Consider the following 22,020-nt stretch of genomic DNA (forward strand, 5'->3'; position numbering starts at 1 on the left):
GCGGGGGCCGGCACCCGACCCCGGCCACGTCGGGCCCGACCCGCCGGACCGAGGGCCACCTCGCCCGGCGTCGCCACCGCACCACTCGACCGGCCCGCGCCACCGGACCGGTCCCCGTCGCCCGGCTGCCCCCGTCGGTCGGCTGCTCCGCGTCGTCGGGCTGCCCCTCGCCGCCCAACCGCCCCGCGCCGCCGGGCACGCCCGGCCCGTCCGACCGGCTCTGTTCGCCCGACCGGTGCGGCTCGGCCCAGTCGCCGGACCGGGCCGTCGGGTCGTCACCGGTGTCGGTCCCGTCGTCGGGCAGCGGGGTGAGGTCGTCGTCGGGCTCGTCGTCGAACGGGTCGGTCGCCGGGGCGTACCCGCTGCCGGGCAGGTCGTGGCCGGGCAGGTCGTGGCCGGCGCGCGGGAAGCCGAAGCCGGACAGCTCGAAGTCGTCGTCGAGGGGCCGGTCGTCGGGCCCGGCGGGAGCCTGCCCGACCGGGACCGGCTCGGTCGGCTCACCCTGCACCCGCTGGGCCGCCTCGTCGTCCTCCACCGCGCTGGTGGCCATGCTCGGCCGGTTGCGCAGGAAGCGGGACCGGCCCCGGGACAGGTCGTGGCCGACCGCGACCGCCTCCAACTCGTAGAGGACCCGGTGGTTGCCGGCGTCGTCGGTCCAGTCGCGGGTGTAGAGCCGCCCGGCGACCACCACCGGGTCGCCGACCATGACGGAGGCCGCCACCCCCTCGGCCAGCTTGCGCCAGCAGTTGACCCGGACGCGGAGGCTGTTGCCGTCCACCCACCGGCCGCTGTCCCGGTTGAGGCGGCGGGCGGTCGAGGCCACCTTGAAGTTGGCGACCAGGGTGTTGCTCTGCGCGGTACGACGCCACTCCGGCGCGGTCAGTACGTTGCCGACAATAGTTACATAAGTGTCAAACATCGTTCCCCCTCCCAGGGGTCCTGCGGATGCGGTGGCGAGTCGACTCGGGACCGAGCCTGACCCGCGCGGCGCGACGATGCGAGCCCCGCGCCCCGCCCTGTGGACAACCGGAGCGCCTGTGGACGACGACCTGATCAAGGTCCCGTCGTGCTAGGTCGACCGGCCCTGGAGGACCCTGCCGGGCCGGGACCAGGATGGGACCAGAGGCCACCGCAGGGGCGGGGCGACGACCGGCATCGAAGGGAACGACCGGCATCGAGCGACAACGACACCGAGAAGACGGCGTTACCCGGAGTGAGGTCGACCCCGACTGGGTAATGAGTTGATCAACCAGGTACCACCAGGCACGACGTCCGAAGAGAAAGGCAGTGCTGATGATTCGGACCCCGCTCCGTACCACCGGTTCCGTCCGCACCGAGCGGGAGGTGCGGCGATGAGCGCGGTGACGAACCCGGCGACCGTGGCCGAGTGCCTGCGGATGGGCGCGGGCTTCTCCCAGGGCGACCGGAACTGGATCGTCGAGCAGTTCGGCACCCTGGACGCCCGGCTGGCCGCCTTCCACGCCGACGCCACCGAGCTGGAGGTGTCGGTCAAGGACCGGGAGGCGCGCGGGCAGAAGGTCACCCTGGAGTGCTGGATCGCCGGTCGGCAGAAGATCGTCACCACGTCGAGCGAGGAGGATCTGCGGGCCGCCCTCAACGACGCCCGGGACGACCTGCGCCGCAAGCTCAACGACGCCAAGACCAAGCAGGAGCCCCGGCACAACAAGCACATCCGGGAGATGGCCCAGCCCGTCCCCGCGCCGCTGCCGGACCTCGACGCCGACAACGACACCCACCGGGTGGACGCCGAAACCGCCTGACCGGTCACCGGGTCGCCCCTGCCCAGGCGTTACGCCAGGCGGGGGCGACCCGTCGCGTCGACGTGGGGTTCGGCCACCCCGGCACCGGGGCTACCGCCGGGTAGTCGGCGGGCGTAGCGTCGCGGTCGTGGAACAGGACGTGCTGGGGCCGCCGTACGAGCGGCAGACGATCGACCTGGGCACCGACGACGAGGGGCCGGTGGTCGCGACGCTGGTCCGGCGGCGTGCCGAGCGCCCGACCAGGCGTGCGGTGCTCTACGTGCACGGCTTCGTCGACTACTTCTTCCAGACCCACCTGGCCGACTTCTACGCCGAGCGCGGTTGGGACTTCTACGCCCTCGACCTGCGCAAGTACGGCCGCAGCCTGCTACCCCACCAGACCCCGAACTTCTGCCGCGACCTGAGCGACTACTTCCCCGAGCTGGACGCCGCCGCGAAGATCATCCGCGACGAGGACGGGCACGACACCCTGCTCGCCATGGGCCACTCCACCGGCGGCCTGATCATCTCGCTCTGGGCGCACGCCCGCCGCGACGCCGGCAGAGTCGACGGGCTCGTCCTCAACAGCCCCTTCTTCGACCTCAACGCCCCCTGGGTGGTCCGTCGACCCCTCGCGGCGGCCGTCGCCCGGCTGGGCCGTCGCGCGCCGCACCGCATCCTCCCCTTCGGCCTGGGCACCGTGTACGGCGAGAGCCTGCACGCCGAGCATCGCGGCGAGTGGACGTACGACCTGGCCTGGAAGCCGCTCGCCGGGTTCCCCGTCCGGGCCGGCTGGCTGACCGCGATCCGTACCGCCCAACGGCAGCTCCGCGCCGGGCTGGACATCCCCATCCCGGTACTGGTGGCCTGCTCGACCCGGAGTTTCCGGGGCACCCGCTGGCACGACTCGGCGGCGCTGGCCGACGCGGTGCTGGACGTGGAACACATGGTCCGCTGGGCGCCCCGACTCGGCCGGCACGTCACCGTCACCCGCTTCGACGGCGGCAAGCACGACCTGGTGCTGTCCGGCCCCGCCGTCCGCGAGCAGGTCTTCACCGAGGTCGGTCGCTGGGCCGACGCGTTCCTCGGTGCCGGCCCGACGCCTTCCGCGGCCGGGTCGACGACCACGCCGCCTGGTTAGGCGGGCGCGGCGGCGGGTCAGGTGGCGGGGAGGGCGGCTAGCACGCGGTCGAGGGTCGCCACCGGATGCCCGTCCCCGGGTGCACCGTCCCCGGGCAGGACCACGCCGAGGCAGCGCAGGCCGATCTCCCCGTCGGCGTCGGGGCGTACCCCGAAGACGGGGGCGCCGACGTAGCCGGCGGGGAGGGCGGCGGCGATGCGCAGCGCGTCGCCGTCGCGGACGGCACGCTCGACGGCGACCTCCAGCGGTCGGGCGCCGTCGACGCCGACGCCGAGGGCCAGCACGATCGCGGTGACCGGCCCGGCACCGAAGCCGGCCAGGTCGTCCGCCCGGACGGCGACCGCGGCCGGCACCGGCTGCACCCGCCACCGCCAGCCCTGCCCGGCGGCGAACCCGTGCAGGGCGGCGGCCGGCAGGACGGCCACCCCGAGCCGGGCATCGCGCACCCACCGCGCCGGCAGGTCCGTAAGCGTCAGCGACTCCCCGGCCGTGCCGGTCGGCTCCGTGACGCTGGGCCGCAGGCCGAGCCACCGCGCCTGCGCGGCGACCACGTCGGCGGTCAGCAGGAAACCGCCCCCGGGGTGGTCGAGGAAGAAGGCCGTGCCCGGGTCACCTGCCGTATGGACCGGCAGGATGGCCCGACCCAGGAGCTGGCACAGCTCGTAGGCGACCTCGTTCTCGGTGTCCGGTTCCAGCAGCACGGACCGAGGGTACGGGCCGACGCGCCGGCCGGAAGCCGGGTGCCCGGATGGGGGGTGTCGTGCGACGCTGATCACGCCTGTCCGGACGCGACCCGTGCCCCCGGATGGCAGGGGGTCGGCGGTACCCTCTTGGCGCGACACGTACGCCGCGCGCCCGTAGCTCAGCGGATAGAGCAGGGGACTTCTAATCCCAAGGCCGCAGGTTCGAATCCTGCCGGGCGCACAGATACTCCTCCCTCAGTCGATGGGGCGCGTCGCAGCCACCGCCCACCTTTGCGGCCCGGCCGGGCAGGCCAACGACAACCGCTCCGCAGCGGCCGGTGCCCGCCGCACGCTGTGGCAGAATCGCCCGGTACGGCCCGATGGGGATGTGGACGCCGCTCGGAAAGGGGGGCCGTGGCAAAGCTGGCGGAAAGCAACAATCCCGTCGGGCGGGTGGGGAACGCAGGAGACACGGTAGTGGGAGCCACTGCGGGGATTCGCCTGCGGAAGTCGCTTCCATGTTGGACGGCAGCAATTCTCGGCCTTGTGGGTGTCGTCTACCGGGCGATTCTGATAGCTGTGGACGTCCCGCCGGCCAACAGCGACGAGGGCACCGCCGGCCTGGCCGCTCTGCACATCGGAGAAGGCCGGGATTGGCCGACCTTCTTTTACGGCCAGGACTACATGGGCACCTTCTATTCCTATCTTGCGGCTCCGTTGGTGCAGGTGTTCGGCACGCACTGGTGGACCCTCCGGCTGCCGGCACTCGTCATGTACGCCGTGTTCCTCCTCCTCGTTTTCCGGTTGACGCGTACCCTTTATTCTTCCTGGTTCGCCGTCTTCGTCACGGGAGTCTTGGCGTTCGGGTCTGATCGGGTGGTGAAAGATCAGATCATCGGCGCCGGCGGCTATTCCGACGTCGCCACCGCCGTCGCCGGCCTCATGCTGGCGTCCGCACTGCTGGTCCTGCGGCCGGAGAAGCCGAGGACGATGCTCGTCGTGTGGGGCGGGTTGGCCGGCTACATCGTCTGGACCCACTGGCTCGCCCTGCCGTACGTTGCCGCCGCCGTCCTGCTCGTGGCATGGGTGGGACGGGCGGGGATGACGCTACGTCGGGTGTCCCTGGCGGTCTGTGGATTCCTCCTCGGCGCGGCGCCACTGATCGTGTTCAACCTTCGCCTGGACCGTCCCGATTCGTTTTCGGTGTTGCTTTCCCTGAGTGGTGCGACCGAGCCGGCCGCCTGGTCGGACAGGTTGCACGGCGCGGTCCTGGTCGGCCTACCGCTCAGCTCCGGGTTGTGTGCGCCGAGCCACTGTGCCACCTGGCAACTGTGGTGGGGGCCGACCTATCTTGTCCTGCTGGTGGCGGCAACGGCCGTCGCGGTCGCCGCATTTCGTCGCGCCGACGGCGGTGAACGTCGTGTGCACGCCGGCCGGCTGGCGCTCGTCGCCGGTGCCGCGATGACCCTCGCCGCGTATGTCGCGAGTTCCTCGTCGGCGATGACCCCCGTCGAGAGTGCCCGCTACCTCCACTATGGGCTGGTGTCGCTGCCAGCCGTTCTCTGGCCGTTGTGGGTCGGTGCGGCCTCCGTGGTCGCCAGGGTGGGGTCCGGCACCTCTGGCGACCATGGTGGAATCCGACGACGGGTGACCGGCCCGAGCCTGGGCGGTGCATTCCTGGCCGCTGGTTGTATCGCACTCGCTGGTGCGTTCTTCGTCGGTCTGTCGGTCGCCACCGGGCAGTTGATCGCCCACCGGTCCGACTACGCCGCTCAGGCCGACGACGAACAGCGGCTTGTGGACGGTCTGCGAACGGCCGGCGTCAGCCATGTCTATTCCGGGTACTGGACGTGCAACCGGCTCGCTTACCGCAGTCGGGAGCAGGTGCGGTGCGCCGTCCTCGATGAGGACCTGTCGCCCGGTCTCGATCGGTACCGACCGTACCGGGACCAGGTCCGTGGGTCCGCTCGGGTGGCCTACGTCCTTCCCTCGTCGGGCGCGATGTCGGTCAACTTCGCCCGGTCCACCCAGGCGCTCGGCGTCGACGTGGTTTCTCGGTACGAGCTCGGCGGCTACGACGTGTACCTCTGCCGCCAGCGGCCGGAGCGCGGCTGACAGCAACGCCTCGCGGGTGGGAATCCACCGCCCCGCGGAGCGGTGGTCGAAGATCGGGCAGGTCGGGGTGGCCCGCGTGAGTCGACTCCGCCGCCGACGCCCATCGTGACCGGTTGCTCACTGCACGTTATGTGCGCCAGGACAAGCATCTACCCAGGACCTGGGAATGACCTTGCTCACCATTCATTTACATTGATGTATGTCATGCCACTCGGTTTGGATGGAAAGCGCTGCCCACCGGCAGTGTCCCCACCAATCGAGGAGCACCCTTGCCCCGGTCCCCGTTCCGGACCCGACGGCCGCGTACCCTCACCGCCGTCGTCACCGCCGCCCTGGCCACCGCTCTCGCGGTGGTCTCCACCCCCACCGCTGCCCTGGCCTGGGGGCCAGGCACCGAGGCGGCCCAGCCGTACGCGCAACCGAGCATGCCCACCGTGCCCAAGCGCGGCTGCCAGTCCACCGTCGCCAACCCGGCCGCACCGACGGGGGCGACCCCCGCCGTCCAGGTGATCTACGCCTGGCACGACGGCGTCGGCAACAACTACGAGGCCAACGTCGAGTACATCGCCAAGGTGGTGGACCGGATCGACTGGGCGCTCGACGAGTCGACCAACTACGACCAGCACTACAACTTCAGCTGCCGCACCGGGTACGACACCAGCACGTACGCCGGCTACGCCCGCTCCCTGGTCGTCCCCGAGAAGATCGACGCCGGGGCGAACCCGAACACCCCCGCCAGCACCGTCCGCAGCGACCTGGTCTCCGCCGGATACCAGGACAGCAACCGGATCTACCTGGTCTTCACCGATTTCGCGTCGAACTCGGACGCCTACCAGTGCCCGACCGGCGGCAACTCCAGCGGCGTGCACTGCTCGGCGGTCACCGAGTCGTGGACCACCGGTGTCGCCGGGCACGAACTGCTGCACGTCCTCGGCGCGGGGCACGCCTGGATGGCCGAGACGGGGGCCTCCTACGTCCCCGACATCATGTACGGCTGGTGGGACAACTGGAACACCGACCCGGGGTTCCGCAGCTACTACGACCCGAGTGAGCTGTCGGCCAGCTTCTACATCGACCCGAGCCCGTCGACGGCGAAGGTGAACGTCGCGAACCATCCGATGCTGACCGCCCCGGTCTGCTGCGACGTGGGCGCGAACAACGACCTGCTCACCGCCGAACAGCGCACCGTCGAGGCCGCCACCCCGAGCAGCAGCACGTCGACGTTCACCACGTCGGGCGGCTGGCACCAGGTGACGCCCGCCTGCGGCATCTCGACGAACTCCTGCACCTACTTCGACGGCCGCCGGTCGGTCCAGCTCAACACCTACACCGGGCCGTCCAACACGTCGTCGATCTCGCTGACGAACCGGGCAACGGTCACCGCCGGCCGGACGTACAAGTTGTTCACCCGGTTGCGCAGTGGCGTGGCGGTCAACACCCAACTCCAGCTCGCCTGGTACAACTCGGGCGGCACCCTGCTGTCGACCAGCACCGGGGCGACCGAGACGCTCGCCAGCAACTGGCTGGAGTACCGGACGACCGCCACCGCCCCGGCGAACGCCGCCAGCGTGCGGATCACGGTGAACGTGCCGACCCAGTCGACCACCGGCAACCAGGCCATCAACCTGGACAGCCTCCAGCTCAACGACTGCACGGCGAACACCAGCGGCACCTGCCGCTACGACACCTGAGCCATCGGCGGGGTACGGGCAGCCACGAGCGTCCCGTACCCCGCCCCGGCCTCCTGTGCGGCCCGCGTTCCCCCGCCACCAGCGGTAGGGGCGCGGGCCGCACTCATCGCGCCGGTGGGCGCAGGCCGGCGAGGACGAGGGTGATCACCCCGTCCGCGTCAGGTCGGTAGGCGGGGTGGCCGTAGGCCGCGCAGACGCCCTGGAGGGCCATCATGATCGCGCCGGCTCCCACGTCGTCGCGGGCGGTCCCGGCCCGGACGGCGGCGGCCAGCAGGTCGGCGACGGCCCGGCCCAGAGCCTCGGCGCCCTCGGCCAGCACGCCTGAGTGGGTGGCCATCAGCGTGGAGAGGGTACGGGCGAGGCCCTCGTGGGCGTGCAGGTGCGCCACGAAACCCCGCAGGAAGGACGCCAGCGCCTCGTCGGCGGGGAGGGTGGCCTGCAACTCCCGGGCCCGGTCGCACATCGCGCCGAGTTCCTCCCGGTAGACCGCTTCGGCCAGGGCCTCCCGGGTGGGGAAGTGCCGGTAGAGCGTGCCGGTGCCGACCCCGGCCAGCTTGGCGAAGTCGTCGAAGCGCAGGTCGAAGCAGCCGTCGGCGAAGAGTGCGCGGGCCCTGGCGATCAGGGCGTCACGGTTGCGACGGGCGTCGGCACGCAGCGGCTTGGCGTCCGCGCGCGGCGGTTTGGCGTCGGCACGCAGCGGTTTGGCGTCGGTCATGTGGGGCCTCGCGTTGACAAGTGGAGACTGTCTCCATATTTTGGAAGTGGAGATGGCCTCCGATTATAGCCCTTGAGGTGCGCGTGAAGATCTTGATGTTCGGCCGGGGCGTGATCAGCGCGACCTACGGATGGGCCCTGGAACGGGCCGGGCACCACGTCGAGTTCTACGTCCGGCCGGGCCGGGCGGCGGCGTACGGGGAAGCGATCGACCTCGACCTGCTCGACGCCCGGCGGCGGCCCTGGGGTCGGCGGGTCGTCGAGACGTGGCCGGTGCGCTACCGCGACACGTTGGAGCCCGACCACGACTTCGACCTGATCGTGCTGAGCGTGCAGCACTACAACTTCGCCGAGGCGGCGGCCTTCCTCGGGCCCCGGGTGGGCGGGGCCACGGTGCTCGTCTTCAACAACCTGTGGGTCGAGCCGTCGACCGCGACGGCACACCTCCCCGCCGACCAGCTGGCCTGGGGCTTTCCTGGAGCCGGCGGCGGTTTCGGCGACGACGGCGTGCTGCGCGCGTCCCTGCTGCCGGTGGTCTTCCTCGGCACGCTCGACCGGCCGCCGACCGACCGCGAGCGGGCCGTCCGCCAGGTGTTCCGGGGAGCAGGGTTCAGGGTCCGGGAGAATTCCGACTTCCGTGGCTGGCTGTCGGTCCACTTCGTCCAGAACGCCGGCCTGCACACGCAGAGCCTGCGGCGGGGCTCACTGTCCGGTCTGACCACCGGGGACATCAGCGAGGCGATCCTCGCCACCCGCGAGCTGCTGCCGCTCGTCGAGGCCCAGGGCGTCGATCTGCGGCGGCACCGCGGCGAGTTGCTGCCTTTCACCGCGCCTCTCTGGCTGGCGGCACCGGCCATGTCCTGGCTGATGGGGCATTTCCCGCCGATGCGCCGGGTGACGCAGGCGCACGCCAACCCCGAGGAGCTGCGCGCGGTCTGCCGCGACACCCTGGCGGAGGCACGCCGGCTGGGTGTGCGGGTGCCCCGGCTGGAGGCGGCCGAGCCCTACTTCGCCGCCACGACGACCCCCTGACACCCGTCACCCACGACTCCCTGACCGCACGTCACCTCCGACAGTGATCACGTCACCCACGACCGGTCGTCCGACGCCCCGGGGTCCGCCCGACGCGGCACCGGCGGCACCCCTGCCGGCCGAGGCCCCCGCCGCACGTTCGACGCCCTCCCCGCCGGGCTCGGGGTCCGGGGCGTCGGCGCGGGCCGCGACACCTGCAACCCCGCCGGCTGTACGAAGATCGACCGCCGGGCCACCGCGTCCCCCTTCGCGTCCAGTTGGTAGACGTCGAGCCAGCACCATCCGTCGTAGGTGATCCAGTCCAGCACCCGAATGACCCGGCAGGTGATCGGCGCGACAAACTGCACACTGGCCGCCCGGCCGACGACCACCAGGTCACCCGCCTTCGGCGGTGGGGCGATCACCGCCGTCCCCAGACGTGCCGGAACCTGCGCCACTGCCTGATCCGACCACGGGCGGCCTCCACCAACGGACAGAACCCGGTCTCGGCGCACCTCCCGCAGCGACCGCGCCGGTGCCGGTCCAGGCACTCCCACGCCGACCGGACCAGCAACGGCAGCTCACCGGCAGCAGGCCGGCCCGCCCGGCTGATCGAAACGTGGCACCACGCCCGGCAGGGTAGTTCCGCGCCGCAGTGGCACACCCTGCGCCAGCGCCGCCAACTCCAGACCGGTCGGTGTCGGCTGGCCAACGTCACTGCGGCGGTCAACAGGTAGTCGTCACGGTGGATCCGGCCCATCGCGTGACTGTCTTGCATCACTTGCTGACGTTGGTCGGCTCGTGGTCAGATGGCAGGGCCGAACCAAGGGACCGAAACCATGCCCTCTGCACCTGCCGAATACCGACGCATCGCCGACACGCTGACCACGAAGATCAAGAGCGGCGAGCTCACACCGGGAACGAAGCTGCCCAGCACCAGCGAGCTTGCCGAACAGTTCGACGTCAGTGTGGCCACCGCATACCGCGCCGTCTCGCTCCTGCACGACCGTGACCTGGTCGTGGGCCAACCCGGGCGTGGGGTCTACGTGACAGGAAGCAAGTAGGCCCCAGCTATGCGAGCGCGTACCCCTACTGTCGCCGGGGACGATCATCGAGGAGCGAGCATGACTGACCTGGCCGGGGCCGTCTGGCGCAAGAGCACCCGCAGCGGCGGGAGCGGCGGCGACTGCGTCGAGGTGGCCGACAACCTGCCCGGCCTGATCGGCGTACGGGACAGCAAGGACCAGTCCGGCCCGGCGTTACGGTTCACCCCGGCCGCCTGGTCCACCTTCGTCCGCGCGGTACCTCGCGGACCACGCTGAACGCTCGCGGGGCCGCCCGCCCGGGTGGGCGGCCCCGACGTCCGCAGCACCTGCACGCGGGGATGCCCGGAGAACGTCGGTGCGGCCCGCTACGGTGCTGCTCATGAGCGACACGGAAACCGCGAACCGGCTGCCCACGGCCGAGGAGGAGGCCCGGTTCTGGGGCCTGGTGGAGGCCGCCTGGGAGCGGCTCGGCCCCGAGCCGGCCGCGCTGCGCCGGGCGCTGCTCACCCGCGACCGGGCCGCCGACGACGACAGCGTGTACGCGATCGACGGCTGGCTGGACGCCTTCCTCGACCAGCTGGGCCAGCTCTGCGCCGACCTGTCCGGTCCCGAGCTGACCGCCCTCGACCGGGTCGTCGAACGCAAGCTGTACGACATCGACCGGGCCGACGTGCACGCGGTGATCGACGGTTCCGACGACGGCTTCCTCTATGGCCGGGGCCACGTGGTGGCGCTCGGGCGGGAGTTCTACGAGGCGGTCCGGGCCGACCCGACCTGGGCGTTGCCCGACGGCTACCTCCAGGGCATGGGCTACTTCTTCGCCCGCCTGCACCAGCAGCGCTTCGGCGGGTCGCCCCAAACCGGCTCCGGCATTTCCCGGGAGTCCTGCATGAACCCGACCGGCTGGGCCGACCGGTGAGCCGCCCACCCGTCGAGGAGTCGTCGTGCTGACCGAGCGTGACGTGCCGCTGCCCGACGGCGGCACCCTGCACGTCTACGACACCGGCGACGACGGCACCGGCCGGCTGCCGGTCGTCTGGCACCACGGCACCCCCAACATCGGCGCACCGCCGGCACCGCTGTTCGCCGCCGCCGACCGGCTCGGCCTGCGCTGGGTGTCCTACGACCGGCCCGGTTACGGCGGTTCGACCCGACGCCCCGGGCGGGACGTGGCCTCGGCCGCCGGTGACGTCGCCCGGGTCGCCGACGTGCTGGGCCTGCCCCGGTACGCCACGGTGGGTCACTCCGGCGGGGCACCGCACGCGCTGGCCAGCGGCGCGTTGCACCCCGACCGGGTGGTCGCCGTCGTCGCCGTCGCCGGCCTCGCCCCCTATGGTGCGGCCGGGCTCGACTGGTTCGCCGGGATGACGCCGTCCGGGCAGGAGTCACTGCGGGCCGCCACCCAGGGCCGGGCGGTCAAGGAGCGGCACGCGGCGTCCGACACCGACTACGACCCGGAGTTCACCCCGGCCGACCTGGACACCCTGGCCGGGCCGTGGGCCTGGCTCGAAGAGGTGGTGGGTCCGGCGGTGCGGGGCGGCCCGGACGGCCTGGTCGACGACGACCTCGCCTACGTCACCCCGTGGGGTTTCGACCCGGCCCGGGTGACCGTCCCGGTGCTGCTGCTGCACGGCGGGCGCGACCGGGTGGTGCCGGCCAGCCACAGCCGCTGGTTGGCCGGGGTCTGCCCGGCGGCCGAGCTGCGGATCACCGACGACGACGGGCACCTGTCGGTGCTGGGTGGTGCGCCGGCCGCCCTGGAGTGGCTCCGCCGCTGATCGGCACCGGATGCTGACCGACATGTTCACCGAACGCAACGCGACACGCCGCACACCAAAGGTGAACAGTTAGAGCTGCTCATGTTATTCTCCGGCGTCGATGCACCGCCGAGCAGACCCGGACGGGTCACCGCCCGAAGGACGCACTCCCTCCGATGTCGGCCCTGCCCGCTCCGACCTCGTCACCGTCGTTGCTGGACCGGCCGGCCGGTGGCGCGCTCCAGCTCATCTTCACCACCCTGCCGGCGCTGCTGCGGCTGACCTGCGGGCTGTTCGGTGCGGTGACCGCGCTGGCGGTGCGTACCCCACCGGTGCGGGTGCCGCTGCTGCTGGCCGCCGTGGCCGCACTCACCGGCTGGTCGCTGTGGTATTCGGCGCGCGCCCTGCGGGTCGGCATCGGCCCGGGGCTCGTCGCCGGGGACGTCACGTTCACCGTCGCGGCAAGCCTGCTGGCCCCGCTGCTGGTCGCCCCGGAGGTGCTGCCCGGCGAGGGTAGCTGGCTCGCCGTGCTGGCCAGCACCACCGTGATCAACGCGCAGGCCACCGCGCCGGCCCGCTGGTCGGTGCCGGCCGGCCTGCTGGTCACCGCCGGATACGCGGCCGGCACCTCGGCCGCCGGCAACACCGTCGAGGCCGGCGCGCACGCGGCGACCCTGCTCATGCAGACGGCCTGCACGGCGATGATGGCGGCGGTGATGCGCCGCTGGATCGGCCGCGCCGACACCGCTTTCGCCGACTTCCAGCGCCTGCGCCGGCACGTGGTGCTGGCCCGCACGGCCCGCGAGGTCGAACGGCGGCAGAACCGGGACCTGCACGACACCGTCCTGGCCACGCTCACCATGGTCGGATTGGGTGCCCTACCGGCCGGCTCGGCGGCGTTACGCGACCGTGCCGCCGCCGACCTGCGTACCCTGGTCGGCCTCGCGCACGCCCGGGCCGGCCCGGTGGGCGATCCGACCGACGCCGGCCCGGTCGACGCCGACGCCGGCCTGCGCGCGCTGCTCGCCACCCACCCGCAGTTGCGGGTGACCGCCACGCTGCCGCCCTGCGCGGCACCCGCCGGGGTGACCGCCGCCCTCGTCGACGCCACCGCCGCCGCGCTGGCCAACGTGGCCCGGCACGCGCCGGACGCCACCGTAACCGTGCGGCTGGGCCGCAGCCACGGCGGCATCGTGGTCGAGGTGGTCGACGACGGTCCCGGTTTCGACCCGGCCACCATCCCCCTGCACCGGTACGGGGTACGCGAGTCGATCCGGGGCCGGATGGCCGAGGTCGGTGGCCGGGCGGTGGTGACTTCCGCCCCTGGCATGGGCACCCGGATCACGCTGGAGTGGCCGCATGTCGACTGACCTCAACGCGACCGGTCTCGGCGCGACTGACCTCGGCACGACCGAACTCGGCACGACCGAACTCGGCACGACTGACCTCGGCACGACCGCCTCGGCCCGCGTACCCCGGCCGGAGCAGAGGGCGACGGACCCGGCGGCGGCCGACGGCCCGGCGGTCGACGTGGCCCGTGCCTCGGACCGGGGGGCCCGGATCGCGGCGGTCGCCATCGCCCTGGTGTGGCACGTCGCGATCGGGCTACCGGCGGTGCTCGGCGCCTGGCCCACGCTGGCCGCCCCCACGGTGGTGGCGGCGGGTTGGCTGGCCGCCTGCGCCATCGGCTGGTACGCCGCGCACCGGCTGCTGCACGGCCTGCTGCCACCGGCGCTGCCACTGGCGGCGGCCCTGCTGGTGGTCGACGCGGCGGTCTTCGCGGCGGCCGGCCGCGAGCAGCTCTTCGCCGCCGCGAACTGGGCGTGGACGGGGCTGGCCTGGTTCTTCGTGGTGGTGCTGTGGGGCCGGCGGATCCGCTGGATGATCGTCCTGCTGGCCGGGCACGCGGTGATCGCGCTCACCGCGCTGGTCGGTGACGGGGCGACCGCCCCCGCCGACCTGACCCGCTACGCGATGTACGTCTACGGCACCTCGTCGCTGCCGGTGGCGGTCTTCACCGGGGCCGCGGTGATCGCCACCCTCGCCCGGGAACGCGCCGACACCGCCACGGCGACCTTCGCCGTCCGCGCCGAGCGGGACGCCGCCGAACGGGCCTGGGCGGACCGGCGGGCCCGGCTGGCGCTGGTCGGCGGGGCCGCCGAACAGGTGCTGGCGGAGTTGGCCGACGGCCGCGCCGACCCGACCGACCCGCTCGTGCAACGCCGGTGCGTGCTCGCCGCGACCCGGCTGCGTCGGCTGATCGCCGAGTCCGACGACGTGCCGGACCCGCTGCTGCACGAGCTGCGGGCCGCCGCCGACCTGGCCGAACGCAACGGGCTGCCGATCGAGTTGATCGCCATCGGCACGCCGCCACCCCTGCCGGTCGAGATCCGCCGACGGCTGGCCGACCCGCTGGCCGCCGCGCTCGCCGACGCCACCCGCTGGGCCCGGCTGACGGTGGTGGCCAACCCACAGGAGGTGGTGATCAGTCTGGTGACGCCGGACGTTAACGGTCCAGCGGCCGTCGATGCGCCAGCCGACCCGGTGGGCGAGCAGGTGGAACACGTACTCGAACGGGACGGGGAGATCAGGTGGACGCAGACCCGATGGCGTCGGCCATGAGCGGGGAAGCCCCGATCGGGGTGTCGATCGTCGACGACCATCCGGTGGTGATCGACGGGGTCCGGGCCTGGCTGACCACCGAGCCCCGACTGCGGGTGCTCGCCACCGGCGACGACCCGGACCTGGTGCTGCGGGCCGCGCCGGAGGCCGACGTGATCCTGCTGGATCTGCGACTGCACGGGCGGATGATGCTCGACAAGCTGGCCGAGCTGAGCGCCGCCGGCCGACGGGTGGTGGTCTACTCCGAGCACACCGACCCGGCGACCATGCTCGCCGTGCTCGACGCCGGGGCGACCGCGTTCCTGGCCAAGCACGAGGGGCGGGAACACTGCGTGGCGACGGTGCTGGCCGCCGCCAGCGACCGCCCGTACGTGCCGCCGGCGCTGGCCGGGGCGATGGTGGGCGATCCGCGCCCGGACCGACCGGCCCTGTCGGACAAGGAACGGGAAGCGCTGCTGCTGTGGTTCCAGTCGATGTCGAAGGCGTCGGTGGCCCGCCGGATGCAGATCAGCGAGCACACCGTCAAACAATATGTGGACCGGGCACGGATCAAGTACACCCGGGCGGGCCGACCAGCCGCCACGAAGGCCGCGTTACTGGCCCGGGCGATCGAGGACGGCCTCGTCCGGCCGGAGGAGATCGGCATCTACCGGTCACAGGCGTCGTACGACCGGCCGACCCCCTAACGGGTGTCATGACAGCACACCAGGGGTCGACAAGGCTGAACGCCCGAAGACCACTGCGCGGGGGAGGTCGTGACCATGCGCGAGGACAAGTCCCCGTTCTTCATCGCGCCACACCGGTTCGACGCACCGGAGGACGACGCCGCCCCGGTGCTCGACCGCCGTTACGAGCTGGTCCCGGAACCCGGCGAACGGGTGCTCGGCCGCTATCCGACGTCGGTGGCCGGCTGCCTGGTCAGCCCGACCGGGGCCCGGGGGCACTGGGTGCTCCCCGCCCCCGCCTCGGTCACCGTCACCGACCGCCGGCTCGCCTACGTCTGCCTCGCCGGTGACCTGGCCCTGGTCGCCGGGAAGATCGACTCGACGGGTGTCCGGCACCGGCGCAACGTCCGGCTGCCCCGCCTGGTCAGCGGACAGATCCGCTGGCAGTGGCCGTCCCGGCTGGAGCTGCGGACGACCGGCCCCACCCAGGACGCCACTGCGGAGGCGGAACTGCTGGTGGTCTGCGACGCGCTGCGTACGATCCAGCAGCCGGCCCTGGCGCTGGGCGGCACGGTCGGCACGGTGACCGAACTGGCCCGGCTGATCCGCCGGACGGTGGCCTGCTTCCGGGTCACCCGACCCGAGCTGGTGGAGTTGGCGCCCCCGGAGCGGGACGTGCTGATCCGGCGGGCCACCGCCGCACCCGTGACCGGCGAGGGGCGGGTGACCCTGCCCGGATCACTGCCGGTGGAGTTCCTGTCCCGCGAGGACTACTACCGCGTCCCGGAACGGGCCGGCAAGGACGCGGTCGGCAGCTGACCCCACCCTGACCTGGGCCTGCTGTGGGCCTGGTCTGGGCCTGCTGTGGGCCCGGGCTGGGCCTGCTGTGGGCCCGGGCTGGGCCTGCTGTGGGCCCGGGCTGGGCCTGCTGTGGGCCCGGGCTGGGCCTGCTGTGGGCCCGGGCTGGGCCTGGGCTGGGCTGGACCGGGCCTGGATCTGGCCCATCTGCCTGGCCGGGACGGCCGGTAGGTGTACCTCTCAGCGTCCTTTCGACCTGATGACGTTGACGAATCGCCGACGATGCCCGTCCCCCGGGTACCGGACCGGCGGGCGGCGGTTGCGTCGCAAAGCTCTCAGTGGTGGGGCGTGTATCGGCTTCCCCCACAGATGTCGAGCCACCGCGTCGACCAACCTGGCCGGGTCGGAACCCGCCAGCCGCGTCGACCAACCCGGCCAGGTCGGCCCAGCGAGCCAGGTTGTCCGGCCCGGCCAGGCCGGGACCAGCGAACCGGGTAGTCCGGCCCGGCAAGGTCCGCCCAGCGACCCGGGTTGTCCGGACCGACCAGGCCGGGACCAGTCGGCCGGGTCGGCCGGGTCGGTCGGGTCGGTCGGGTCGGTCGGGTCGGTCGGTCATGACTGAATCGCTGACGTCATCAGCTCGAAAGGACGCGAACACCACCCTCTCCCCCCGACCCGCCGACCTCCGTCCGCCCGGAATGTCCGCACCGCCCCCAGCACCGCCCGCACCGCGCCCGCGCCCGCGCCTGCGGCAGCGGCAGCGGCAGCGGCAGCGCACGAGGCCCACCCGAACGCCGGCCGGAAGGACGGCCAGGACAGCCGTCAGGGAAGGGTCGAGGGGCAGGACGACCGGCCGAGCGGCGGGGAGACCGGGCAGGGAAGGCGACCGGCAGTCAGGAGGCGGTCGAGCGGCGGGGGCGGCGGTCCAGTTCGGCGGCCTCCTGCGGGTTGGGCGCGGTCCCGCCCAGGTGGGCCGGCTGCCACCAGGTGTCGTCCGGGCCGGACGGCTTGTCCGGGTACTCCTGCTGGGCCCGGTCGACCAACGCTGACAGCCGGGTCTTCAGCTCCGCCGTCATCGTGTTGGCGTCCGGGTACGCACCCGGGTCCATCGGCTCACCGAGCAGGATGGTGATCGGGGTGTGCCGCCGGGTCAGGGTCTTCGGCCGCCCCTTGGTCCACAGCCGCTGGGTGCCCCACAGCGCCACCGGCACCAGCGGCACCTCCGCCGCCTGCGCCATCCGGGCCGCCCCGCTCTTGAGCTCCTTGACGGTGAACGAGCGGCTGATCGTGCCCTCCGGGAAGAGACCGACCGCCTCGCCGCGACGCAGCGCGTCCACCGCCGTGTTGTACGAGCCGACGCCCGCCGACCGGTTGACCGGAATGTGCTTCATGCCGCGCATCAGCGGGCCGGAGACCTTGTGCGCGAAGACCTCGTGCTTGGCCATGAACCGCACCAACCGCCGGGAGGCGTGCGCCCCGTACCCGCAGAAGATGAAGTCGAGGTAACTGACGTGGTTGCTGGCCAGCACCACCCCACCGGTCCGGGGGACGTGGTGGTTCCCGTCGACGGTCAGGCGCAGGTCGAGGACCCGGAACAGCGTCTTGGCGGCGGTGATCACGGGCGGGTACACGAGTTCCGGCATCCGGTGACTTTACCCCGCGAGGGTTGCGCGACCGTCGGACGGAGCCGCCGCAGCGGGACCCCCGGCCGACCCCGGCCGACGGGCGCAACCCCGGTCAGTCGGCCAGCCTGTCCAGGTCGAGGCGGCCCCGGGCGAAGGCGTCCACCCGCCCCCAGCGACCCGGGATGTCCAACACCTCGATGCGGCCCATCCCGACCGGCAGCACCGGCTCCACCGCCAGGTGCCCCTCGTGCGGCTCCAACCCGAGCATGGTGCGCAGCAGCAGCAGCGGCGCCCCCGTCGACCAGGCCTGCGGGCTGCACGCCGTCGGGTACTCGACCGGGAACTTGGTCTGCTCCCGGGGGTAGCCGCCGAACGCCTCGGGCAGCCGCCCGTCGAAGTAGGTGGCCGCGTCGAGGATGCCGCTGGCGATGGTGGCGGCCTCCTCGGCGAAGCCGTACCGGCGCAGGCCCCAGGCGATGAAGGAGTTGTCGAACGGCCAGATCGTGCCGTTGTGGTAGCCGATCGGGTTGTACCGCACCTCCCCCTCGGCGAGGGTCCGCACCCCCCACCCGGTGAACAGCCGGGGCCCGACCATGTGCTCGGCGATCTTCTCGGCCCGGTCGTGGTCGACGATCCCGCTCCACAGCAGGTGCCCGATGTTGGAGCTGAGCACGTCGCACTGTCGGCCGTCCGGGTCCAGGGCCAGCGCGTAGTACTCCCCGTCGGCCACCCACCAGTCCCGGTTGAAGCGTTCCTTCAGCGCCGCCGCCTCCTGCTCCAGCCGGTCGGCGAACGCCGGGTCACCCCAGAACTCCCGGGCCATCCGGGCCGCCCGCACCTTCGCGTCGTACGCGTAGCCCTGCACCTCGCAGGTGGCCCGGGGGAACGGCGGCAGGCTGCCGTCGGCGTACGAGATGGAGTCCCAGGAGTCCTTCCAGCACTGGTTCTCCAGGCCGGTCTCGGTGTTGCGCCGCTCGTACCAGATGTAGCCGTTGCCGGCCAGGTCGGCGTAGTCGTCGATCCACCTCAACGCAGCCCGGCACTCCCGTTCCAGCTCCCGGACCAGCGCGGCGTCCCCGCTCCACCGCTCGTACTCGTCGAGCAGCACCACGAACAGCGGGGTGGCGTCCACCGAGCCGTAATAGGGCGAGTGCGGCTGCTCCTCGAACGCGGCCGTCTCGCCGTAGCGCATCTCGTGCAGGATGCGGCCCGGGTCCTCGTCGCGGAAGTCGTCGAACCGGCTGCCCTGCAGCGACGCCAGGATGCGCAGCGTGGTCTTGGACAGTTCCGGGGCGAACGGCAGCACCTGTAGGCAGGTCAGGATGCTGTCCCGCCCGAACATGGTCATGAACCAGGGCAGGCCGGCGGCGGGCAGGGTCTGGCCGCCCAGCGACAGCGGCGCGAACCGCAGCGCCGCCAGGTCGACCAGGCTGCGCCGGTAGATGGCGGCCAACTTGTCGTGCTCGCTGTTGACCTTGGGTGCCTTGGCGATCCACTCCTCCAGGTCGTGCTGGAGGGCGAGCCGCTCGTGGCCGTGCGCCGTCACCCCCAGCCGCAGGTCCCGGCCCCCGGGGCCGAGCGCGAAGGTCTGCACGTCGATCTCGGCGTTCCACTGCTCGTTGGGCTCCAGGTGCACCGAGTACACGAAACCGTTGCGGTCGTATCGGGCCGGCCGGGACGACGAGATGACCGTCTCCCGCACGAAGTTGCCCCGCCGGTAGCCCAATCGCAGCCGGTCGGACTCGGCCTCGGCGTACAACTCGCCCTTCTTGTTGAGGATCTCGTCCTTGACCTGGAAGAGATCCGCGAAGTCGGCCCCGGCGTCCATCCGGACCTCCAGGTCGACCGCCTTCTCGTCGTGGTTGAGGATGGTCAACTGTTCGCGGAAGCTACCGCCGACCGCGCGTTCCCGGATGATCGACAGCTTGGCGTCGACGTAGTGGGTGGCCATCCCGGGCACCAGGAAGAACCGCGCCTCGTAGTACTGGAGGTCGTCGTAGGACAGCGCGTTGAGTCGTTCCCCGTTGACCGTCAGCACCCAGCGGGACAGGAACCGCATGTCCAGGGAGAACAGGCCGGTCGGCTCGCTCGGCGTCGCCTCGATGTCACCGGTCTCCTCCGAGACGACGAACGTGTTGCCGTCCAGGATCCGGATCGTGTTGCTCTGTCCCATCACCGCACCTCCCGCTGGTGGCGGCCGCGGGGCCCCCGGGCGTCCGGGGAGCCGGGGAAGATCCGCTCGATCTGGACCACCAGCCGGGCGTCACCGGTCACCGTCATGTCGCCGCGCAGCACCGCCGCCAGTCCGTTCTCCCGGCCGGCGGCCATCTCCTCGAACAGCGCCGGAGTGGTGCCGACGACGGTGTCCGCCTCCCGGTCCTCCTGGCTGACCGTCAGGTCTCCCCGGTCCACCCGGAGCAGCCAGTGGGTGGTCTGCGCCCCCTCGTGCAGATCGAAGCGCAGCGTCCCGACCGCCTTGTTCAGCAGCGGCTCGTGCTCCCGCCGGTCCAGGCTCTCGAAGAACCTCGTGGTCGCGTCCACCATCGGGCCCTCTCCCCCGTCGTCCATGCGCCTGCCAGTACCCGCACCGGGTGCCCGCCGGGCCCGCCGCCAACCTCGCCCGGATCGGGTGAGGACCCGCCCGCCCGGCGGCCGGCCCGGCCCCACCCGGCGGAGGGCGGCCAGCGGCACCCGCAGACAGCGACGACGCCGGGCCCCCGGAGGTTCCCGGGGGCCCGGCGTCGTGGCCGTGGCGGCAGGTCAGTTGTTGGGGTCGTCGGCGCTGATGTCCGCGAGCACCGACTGGGGTTCCCGCTCCACCGCGAGATCACCCATCGACACCAGGCCCACCAGCCGACCGTCGTCCACCACCGGCAGCCGGCGTACGGCGTAGGTGCGCATCAGGTCGGCGGCGGCGACCGCGTCGTCGTACTGGCTGACCGTGATCACGTCCCGGCTGGTGATCTCGCTGAGCCGGGCCCGGTTCGGGTCCAGATCCTGGGCCACCCCCCGGACCGTGATGTCCCGGTCCGTCACGATCCCCACCACATCGTCACCCCTGGTCACCACCACGTCACCGATGGCGCTGTCCCGCATCTCCTGCGCGGCGGCGGCGAGGGTGTCGTTGCCGTCCATCGTCACCAACCGGGTCGTCATGAACTCTCCGACCGTTGTCATGGTGCTCCCCTCTCGGTGTCGGCACGGCGGTCTACCCGCCGGCCCCGAGCAGGTAACACCCCGCTCAGCGCAGCCCGGCAGCCGTCAGTCCAGCCCGGCGACCATCAGCGCAGCCCGGCGACCGTCAACGCAGCTCGGCGGCGACCAGCTCGGCGAGCTGCACCGCGTTCAACGCGGCACCCTTGCGCAGGTTGTCGTTGGCGCAGAACAGCGCGAGGCCGTGCTCGACGGTCTCGTCGGCGCGCAGCCGGCCGACGAAGGTCGGGTCCTGGCCGGCCGCCTGCAACGGCGTCGGGATGTCCGACAGGGCCACCCCGGGCGCACCGTCGAGCAGCTCCCGGGCCCGCTGCGGGGTGATCGGCCGGGCGAACCGGGCGTTGATCTGCAACGAGTGGCCGGTGAACACGGGCACCCGGACGCAGGTGCCGGAGACCTTCAGCTCGGGGATCTCCAGGATCTTGCGGCTCTCGTTGCGCAGCTTCTGCTCCTCGTCGGTCTCGAACGAGCCGTCGTCGACGATCGAACCGGCCAGCGGGAGCACGTTGAAGGCGATCGGCCGGGCGAAGGAGCGCGGCGCGGGGAACTCCACGGCAGACCCGTCGTGGGCCAGTGCGGTGGCCCCCTCGACGACCTTGCGGACCTGCTCGTCCAGCTCGGCGACCCCGGCCAGGCCGGCCCCGGAGACCGCCTGGTAGGTGGCGACGACCAGGCTGATCAGCCCGGCCTCGTCGTGCAGCGGGCGCAGCACCGGCATCGCGGCCATCGTGGTGCAGTTCGGGTTGGCGACGATGCCCTTCGGCCGGTCGGCGAGCGCGTGCGGGTTGACCTCGGCGACGACCAGCGGCACCTGCGGGTCGGTGCGGAACGCCGACGAGTTGTCGATCACCACCGCGCCGGTAGCGGCGACCCGGGGGGCCAACTCCTTCGCGGTGCCCTTGCCGGCGGAGAAGAGCACGATGTCCAACCCGGAGTAGTCGGCGGTCGCCGCGTCCTCCACCGCGACCTCGCCGTCCCGCCAGGGCAGAGTGCGCCCGGCCGACCGGGCCGAGGCGAACAACCGCACCTGCTCCGCCGGGAACTCGCGTTCCGCCAGCACCTGCCGCATGACCCCACCGACCTGGCCGGTGGCTCCCACAATGCCGATCCTCATGCCCGCGAGGCTACCCAGCCGCAGGCCCACGGCGGGAAACGTTTCCCACCGCCCGGATCGCCGCC

At 72.4% G+C, this 22,020-nt stretch carries 21 protein-coding genes, 1 tRNA gene and 1 pseudogene; 14 read left to right on the forward strand and 9 right to left on the reverse strand.

Annotated features, from left to right (window positions below; translation table 11 throughout):
* Positions 1-85: 85 nt before the first annotated feature.
* Positions 86-919: pseudogene (locus ACQP2H_RS24660) on the reverse strand (single-stranded DNA-binding protein); the annotation flags it as partial.
* 433 nt (positions 920-1,352) lie between these two features.
* Between ACQP2H_RS24660 and ACQP2H_RS24665 the strand changes: the two are divergent.
* Both ACQP2H_RS24665 and ACQP2H_RS24670 read left to right on the forward strand, forming a co-directional pair.
* The gene (locus tag ACQP2H_RS24665; protein ID WP_219464356.1) at positions 1,353-1,781 is read left to right on the forward strand and encodes an HPF/RaiA family ribosome-associated protein; all 429 of its coding nucleotides are present in this window, start codon (positions 1,353-1,355) and stop codon (positions 1,779-1,781) included.
* 127 nt (positions 1,782-1,908) lie between these two features.
* Entirely contained in the window at positions 1,909-2,901 is a 993-nt protein-coding gene (locus tag ACQP2H_RS24670; protein ID WP_357534923.1) for an alpha/beta hydrolase, read from the forward strand.
* 17 nt (positions 2,902-2,918) lie between these two features.
* Here the strand turns inward: ACQP2H_RS24670 and ACQP2H_RS24675 are convergent, their stop codons facing one another.
* Positions 2,919-3,602, reverse strand: coding sequence for a hypothetical protein (locus ACQP2H_RS24675; protein ID WP_219464358.1), 684 nt, complete (start codon positions 3,600-3,602; stop codon positions 2,919-2,921).
* Positions 3,603-3,752: 150 nt separating this feature from the next.
* Here ACQP2H_RS24675 and ACQP2H_RS24680 point away from each other — a divergent pair.
* From ACQP2H_RS24680 to ACQP2H_RS24690, 3 genes are all read left to right on the forward strand, one after another.
* Positions 3,753-3,825, forward strand: a tRNA-Arg gene (locus tag ACQP2H_RS24680).
* 305 nt (positions 3,826-4,130) lie between these two features.
* On the forward strand, positions 4,131-5,699 hold the full coding sequence (locus tag ACQP2H_RS24685) for an ArnT family glycosyltransferase (RefSeq protein ID WP_433229058.1): 1,569 nt from the start codon (positions 4,131-4,133) through the stop codon (positions 5,697-5,699).
* A gap of 269 nt (positions 5,700-5,968) precedes the next feature.
* On the forward strand, positions 5,969-7,390 hold the full coding sequence (locus tag ACQP2H_RS24690) for a hypothetical protein (RefSeq protein ID WP_433229059.1): 1,422 nt from the start codon (positions 5,969-5,971) through the stop codon (positions 7,388-7,390).
* A gap of 103 nt (positions 7,391-7,493) precedes the next feature.
* Here ACQP2H_RS24690 and ACQP2H_RS24695 read toward each other — a convergent pair whose 3' ends face one another.
* Positions 7,494-8,105 (reverse strand): TetR/AcrR family transcriptional regulator, encoded by a 612-nt coding sequence (locus ACQP2H_RS24695; RefSeq protein ID WP_433229061.1) that lies wholly within the window; start codon positions 8,103-8,105, stop codon positions 7,494-7,496.
* A gap of 77 nt (positions 8,106-8,182) precedes the next feature.
* Here ACQP2H_RS24695 and ACQP2H_RS24700 point away from each other — a divergent pair, with 77 nt between their 5' ends.
* Positions 8,183-9,136 (forward strand): ketopantoate reductase family protein, encoded by a 954-nt coding sequence (locus ACQP2H_RS24700; RefSeq protein WP_433229062.1) that lies wholly within the window; start codon positions 8,183-8,185, stop codon positions 9,134-9,136.
* A 47-nt stretch (positions 9,137-9,183) separates the two neighbouring features.
* Here ACQP2H_RS24700 and ACQP2H_RS24705 read toward each other — a convergent pair whose 3' ends face one another.
* A complete protein-coding gene (locus ACQP2H_RS24705) occupies positions 9,184-9,537 on the reverse strand; it encodes a hypothetical protein (RefSeq protein WP_357535261.1) in 354 nt (117 codons plus the stop codon).
* 417 nt (positions 9,538-9,954) lie between these two features.
* Between ACQP2H_RS24705 and ACQP2H_RS24710 the strand changes: the two genes are divergently transcribed.
* From ACQP2H_RS24710 to ACQP2H_RS24745, 8 genes are all read left to right on the forward strand, one after another.
* Positions 9,955-10,179, forward strand: coding sequence for a winged helix-turn-helix domain-containing protein (locus ACQP2H_RS24710; protein ID WP_219464364.1), 225 nt, complete (start codon positions 9,955-9,957; stop codon positions 10,177-10,179).
* Between the two features lie 60 nt (positions 10,180-10,239).
* Complete coding sequence (locus tag ACQP2H_RS24715) at positions 10,240-10,437, forward strand: DUF397 domain-containing protein (protein ID WP_219464365.1); 198 nt, start codon at positions 10,240-10,242, stop codon at positions 10,435-10,437.
* Positions 10,438-10,540: 103 nt separating this feature from the next.
* A complete protein-coding gene (locus ACQP2H_RS24720) occupies positions 10,541-11,080 on the forward strand; it encodes a DUF4240 domain-containing protein (RefSeq protein WP_219464366.1) in 540 nt (179 codons plus the stop codon).
* Between the two features lie 25 nt (positions 11,081-11,105).
* Positions 11,106-11,939, forward strand: coding sequence for an alpha/beta fold hydrolase (locus ACQP2H_RS24725; RefSeq protein ID WP_433229065.1), 834 nt, complete (start codon positions 11,106-11,108; stop codon positions 11,937-11,939).
* Between the two features lie 155 nt (positions 11,940-12,094).
* On the forward strand, positions 12,095-13,288 hold the full coding sequence (locus tag ACQP2H_RS24730) for a sensor histidine kinase (protein WP_357534933.1): 1,194 nt from the start codon (positions 12,095-12,097) through the stop codon (positions 13,286-13,288).
* Positions 13,278-14,540, forward strand: a complete 1,263-nt coding sequence (locus tag ACQP2H_RS24735; RefSeq protein WP_433229067.1) for a hypothetical protein — start codon at positions 13,278-13,280, stop codon at positions 14,538-14,540. The genes ACQP2H_RS24730 and ACQP2H_RS24735 overlap by 11 nt, the downstream gene beginning before the upstream one ends.
* Positions 14,510-15,226: a response regulator gene (locus tag ACQP2H_RS24740; RefSeq protein WP_208570427.1), complete on the forward strand. Its 717-nt coding sequence runs from the start codon at positions 14,510-14,512 to the stop codon at positions 15,224-15,226. The genes ACQP2H_RS24735 and ACQP2H_RS24740 overlap by 31 nt, the downstream gene beginning before the upstream one ends.
* Before the next feature lie 75 nt (positions 15,227-15,301).
* Positions 15,302-16,024 (forward strand): hypothetical protein, encoded by a 723-nt coding sequence (locus ACQP2H_RS24745; protein ID WP_208570426.1) that lies wholly within the window; start codon positions 15,302-15,304, stop codon positions 16,022-16,024.
* A gap of 872 nt (positions 16,025-16,896) precedes the next feature.
* On the opposite strand, the gene ACQP2H_RS24750 is transcribed toward ACQP2H_RS24745, so the two are convergent.
* The 5 genes from ACQP2H_RS24750 to ACQP2H_RS24770 form a co-directional block, all read right to left on the reverse strand.
* Complete coding sequence (locus ACQP2H_RS24750; protein ID WP_219464374.1) at positions 16,897-17,646, reverse strand: lysophospholipid acyltransferase family protein; 750 nt, start codon at positions 17,644-17,646, stop codon at positions 16,897-16,899.
* Positions 17,647-17,740: 94 nt separating this feature from the next.
* Entirely contained in the window at positions 17,741-19,801 is a 2,061-nt protein-coding gene (locus tag ACQP2H_RS24755; RefSeq protein ID WP_357534938.1) for an amylo-alpha-1,6-glucosidase, read from the reverse strand.
* Positions 19,801-20,172: an SCP2 sterol-binding domain-containing protein gene (locus ACQP2H_RS24760; RefSeq protein ID WP_208568487.1), complete on the reverse strand. Its 372-nt coding sequence runs from the start codon at positions 20,170-20,172 to the stop codon at positions 19,801-19,803. Before ACQP2H_RS24760 ends, ACQP2H_RS24755 begins: the two co-directional genes overlap by 1 nt.
* Positions 20,173-20,388: 216 nt before the next feature.
* A complete protein-coding gene (locus tag ACQP2H_RS24765; RefSeq protein WP_363823062.1) occupies positions 20,389-20,805 on the reverse strand; it encodes a CBS domain-containing protein in 417 nt (138 codons plus the stop codon).
* Between the two features lie 124 nt (positions 20,806-20,929).
* Positions 20,930-21,955, reverse strand: coding sequence for an aspartate-semialdehyde dehydrogenase (locus ACQP2H_RS24770; RefSeq protein ID WP_219464379.1), 1,026 nt, complete (start codon positions 21,953-21,955; stop codon positions 20,930-20,932).
* Positions 21,956-22,020: the final 65 nt, after the last annotated feature.

Origin of the sequence: Micromonospora sp. CA-248260 (genome assembly GCF_050942205.1) — a bacterium.
In the GTDB taxonomy this organism is placed as follows: Bacteria; Actinomycetota; Actinomycetes; order Mycobacteriales; family Micromonosporaceae; genus Micromonospora; species Micromonospora antibiotica.

Bases quoted from the DNA above. Each gene is read 5' to 3' on its own strand.
- ACQP2H_RS24665 (WP_219464356.1), top strand. From the start codon at position 1,353: ATGAGCGCGGTGACGAACCCGGCGACCGTGGCCGAGTGCCTGCGGATG.
- ACQP2H_RS24695 (WP_433229061.1), bottom strand. From the start codon at position 8,105: ATGACCGACGCCAAACCGCTGCGTGCCGACGCCAAACCGCCGCGCGCG.
- ACQP2H_RS24710 (WP_219464364.1), top strand. From the start codon at position 9,955: ATGCCCTCTGCACCTGCCGAATACCGACGCATCGCCGACACGCTGACC.
- ACQP2H_RS24715 (WP_219464365.1), top strand. From the start codon at position 10,240: ATGACTGACCTGGCCGGGGCCGTCTGGCGCAAGAGCACCCGCAGCGGC.
- ACQP2H_RS24720 (WP_219464366.1), top strand. From the start codon at position 10,541: ATGAGCGACACGGAAACCGCGAACCGGCTGCCCACGGCCGAGGAGGAG.
- ACQP2H_RS24730 (WP_357534933.1), top strand. From the start codon at position 12,095: ATGTCGGCCCTGCCCGCTCCGACCTCGTCACCGTCGTTGCTGGACCGG.
- ACQP2H_RS24735 (WP_433229067.1), top strand. From the start codon at position 13,278: ATGTCGACTGACCTCAACGCGACCGGTCTCGGCGCGACTGACCTCGGC.
- ACQP2H_RS24745 (WP_208570426.1), top strand. From the start codon at position 15,302: ATGCGCGAGGACAAGTCCCCGTTCTTCATCGCGCCACACCGGTTCGAC.
- ACQP2H_RS24750 (WP_219464374.1), bottom strand. From the start codon at position 17,646: ATGCCGGAACTCGTGTACCCGCCCGTGATCACCGCCGCCAAGACGCTG.
- ACQP2H_RS24755 (WP_357534938.1), bottom strand. From the start codon at position 19,801: ATGGGACAGAGCAACACGATCCGGATCCTGGACGGCAACACGTTCGTC.
- ACQP2H_RS24760 (WP_208568487.1), bottom strand. From the start codon at position 20,172: ATGGTGGACGCGACCACGAGGTTCTTCGAGAGCCTGGACCGGCGGGAG.
- ACQP2H_RS24765 (WP_363823062.1), bottom strand. From the start codon at position 20,805: ATGACAACGGTCGGAGAGTTCATGACGACCCGGTTGGTGACGATGGAC.
- ACQP2H_RS24770 (WP_219464379.1), bottom strand. From the start codon at position 21,955: ATGAGGATCGGCATTGTGGGAGCCACCGGCCAGGTCGGTGGGGTCATG.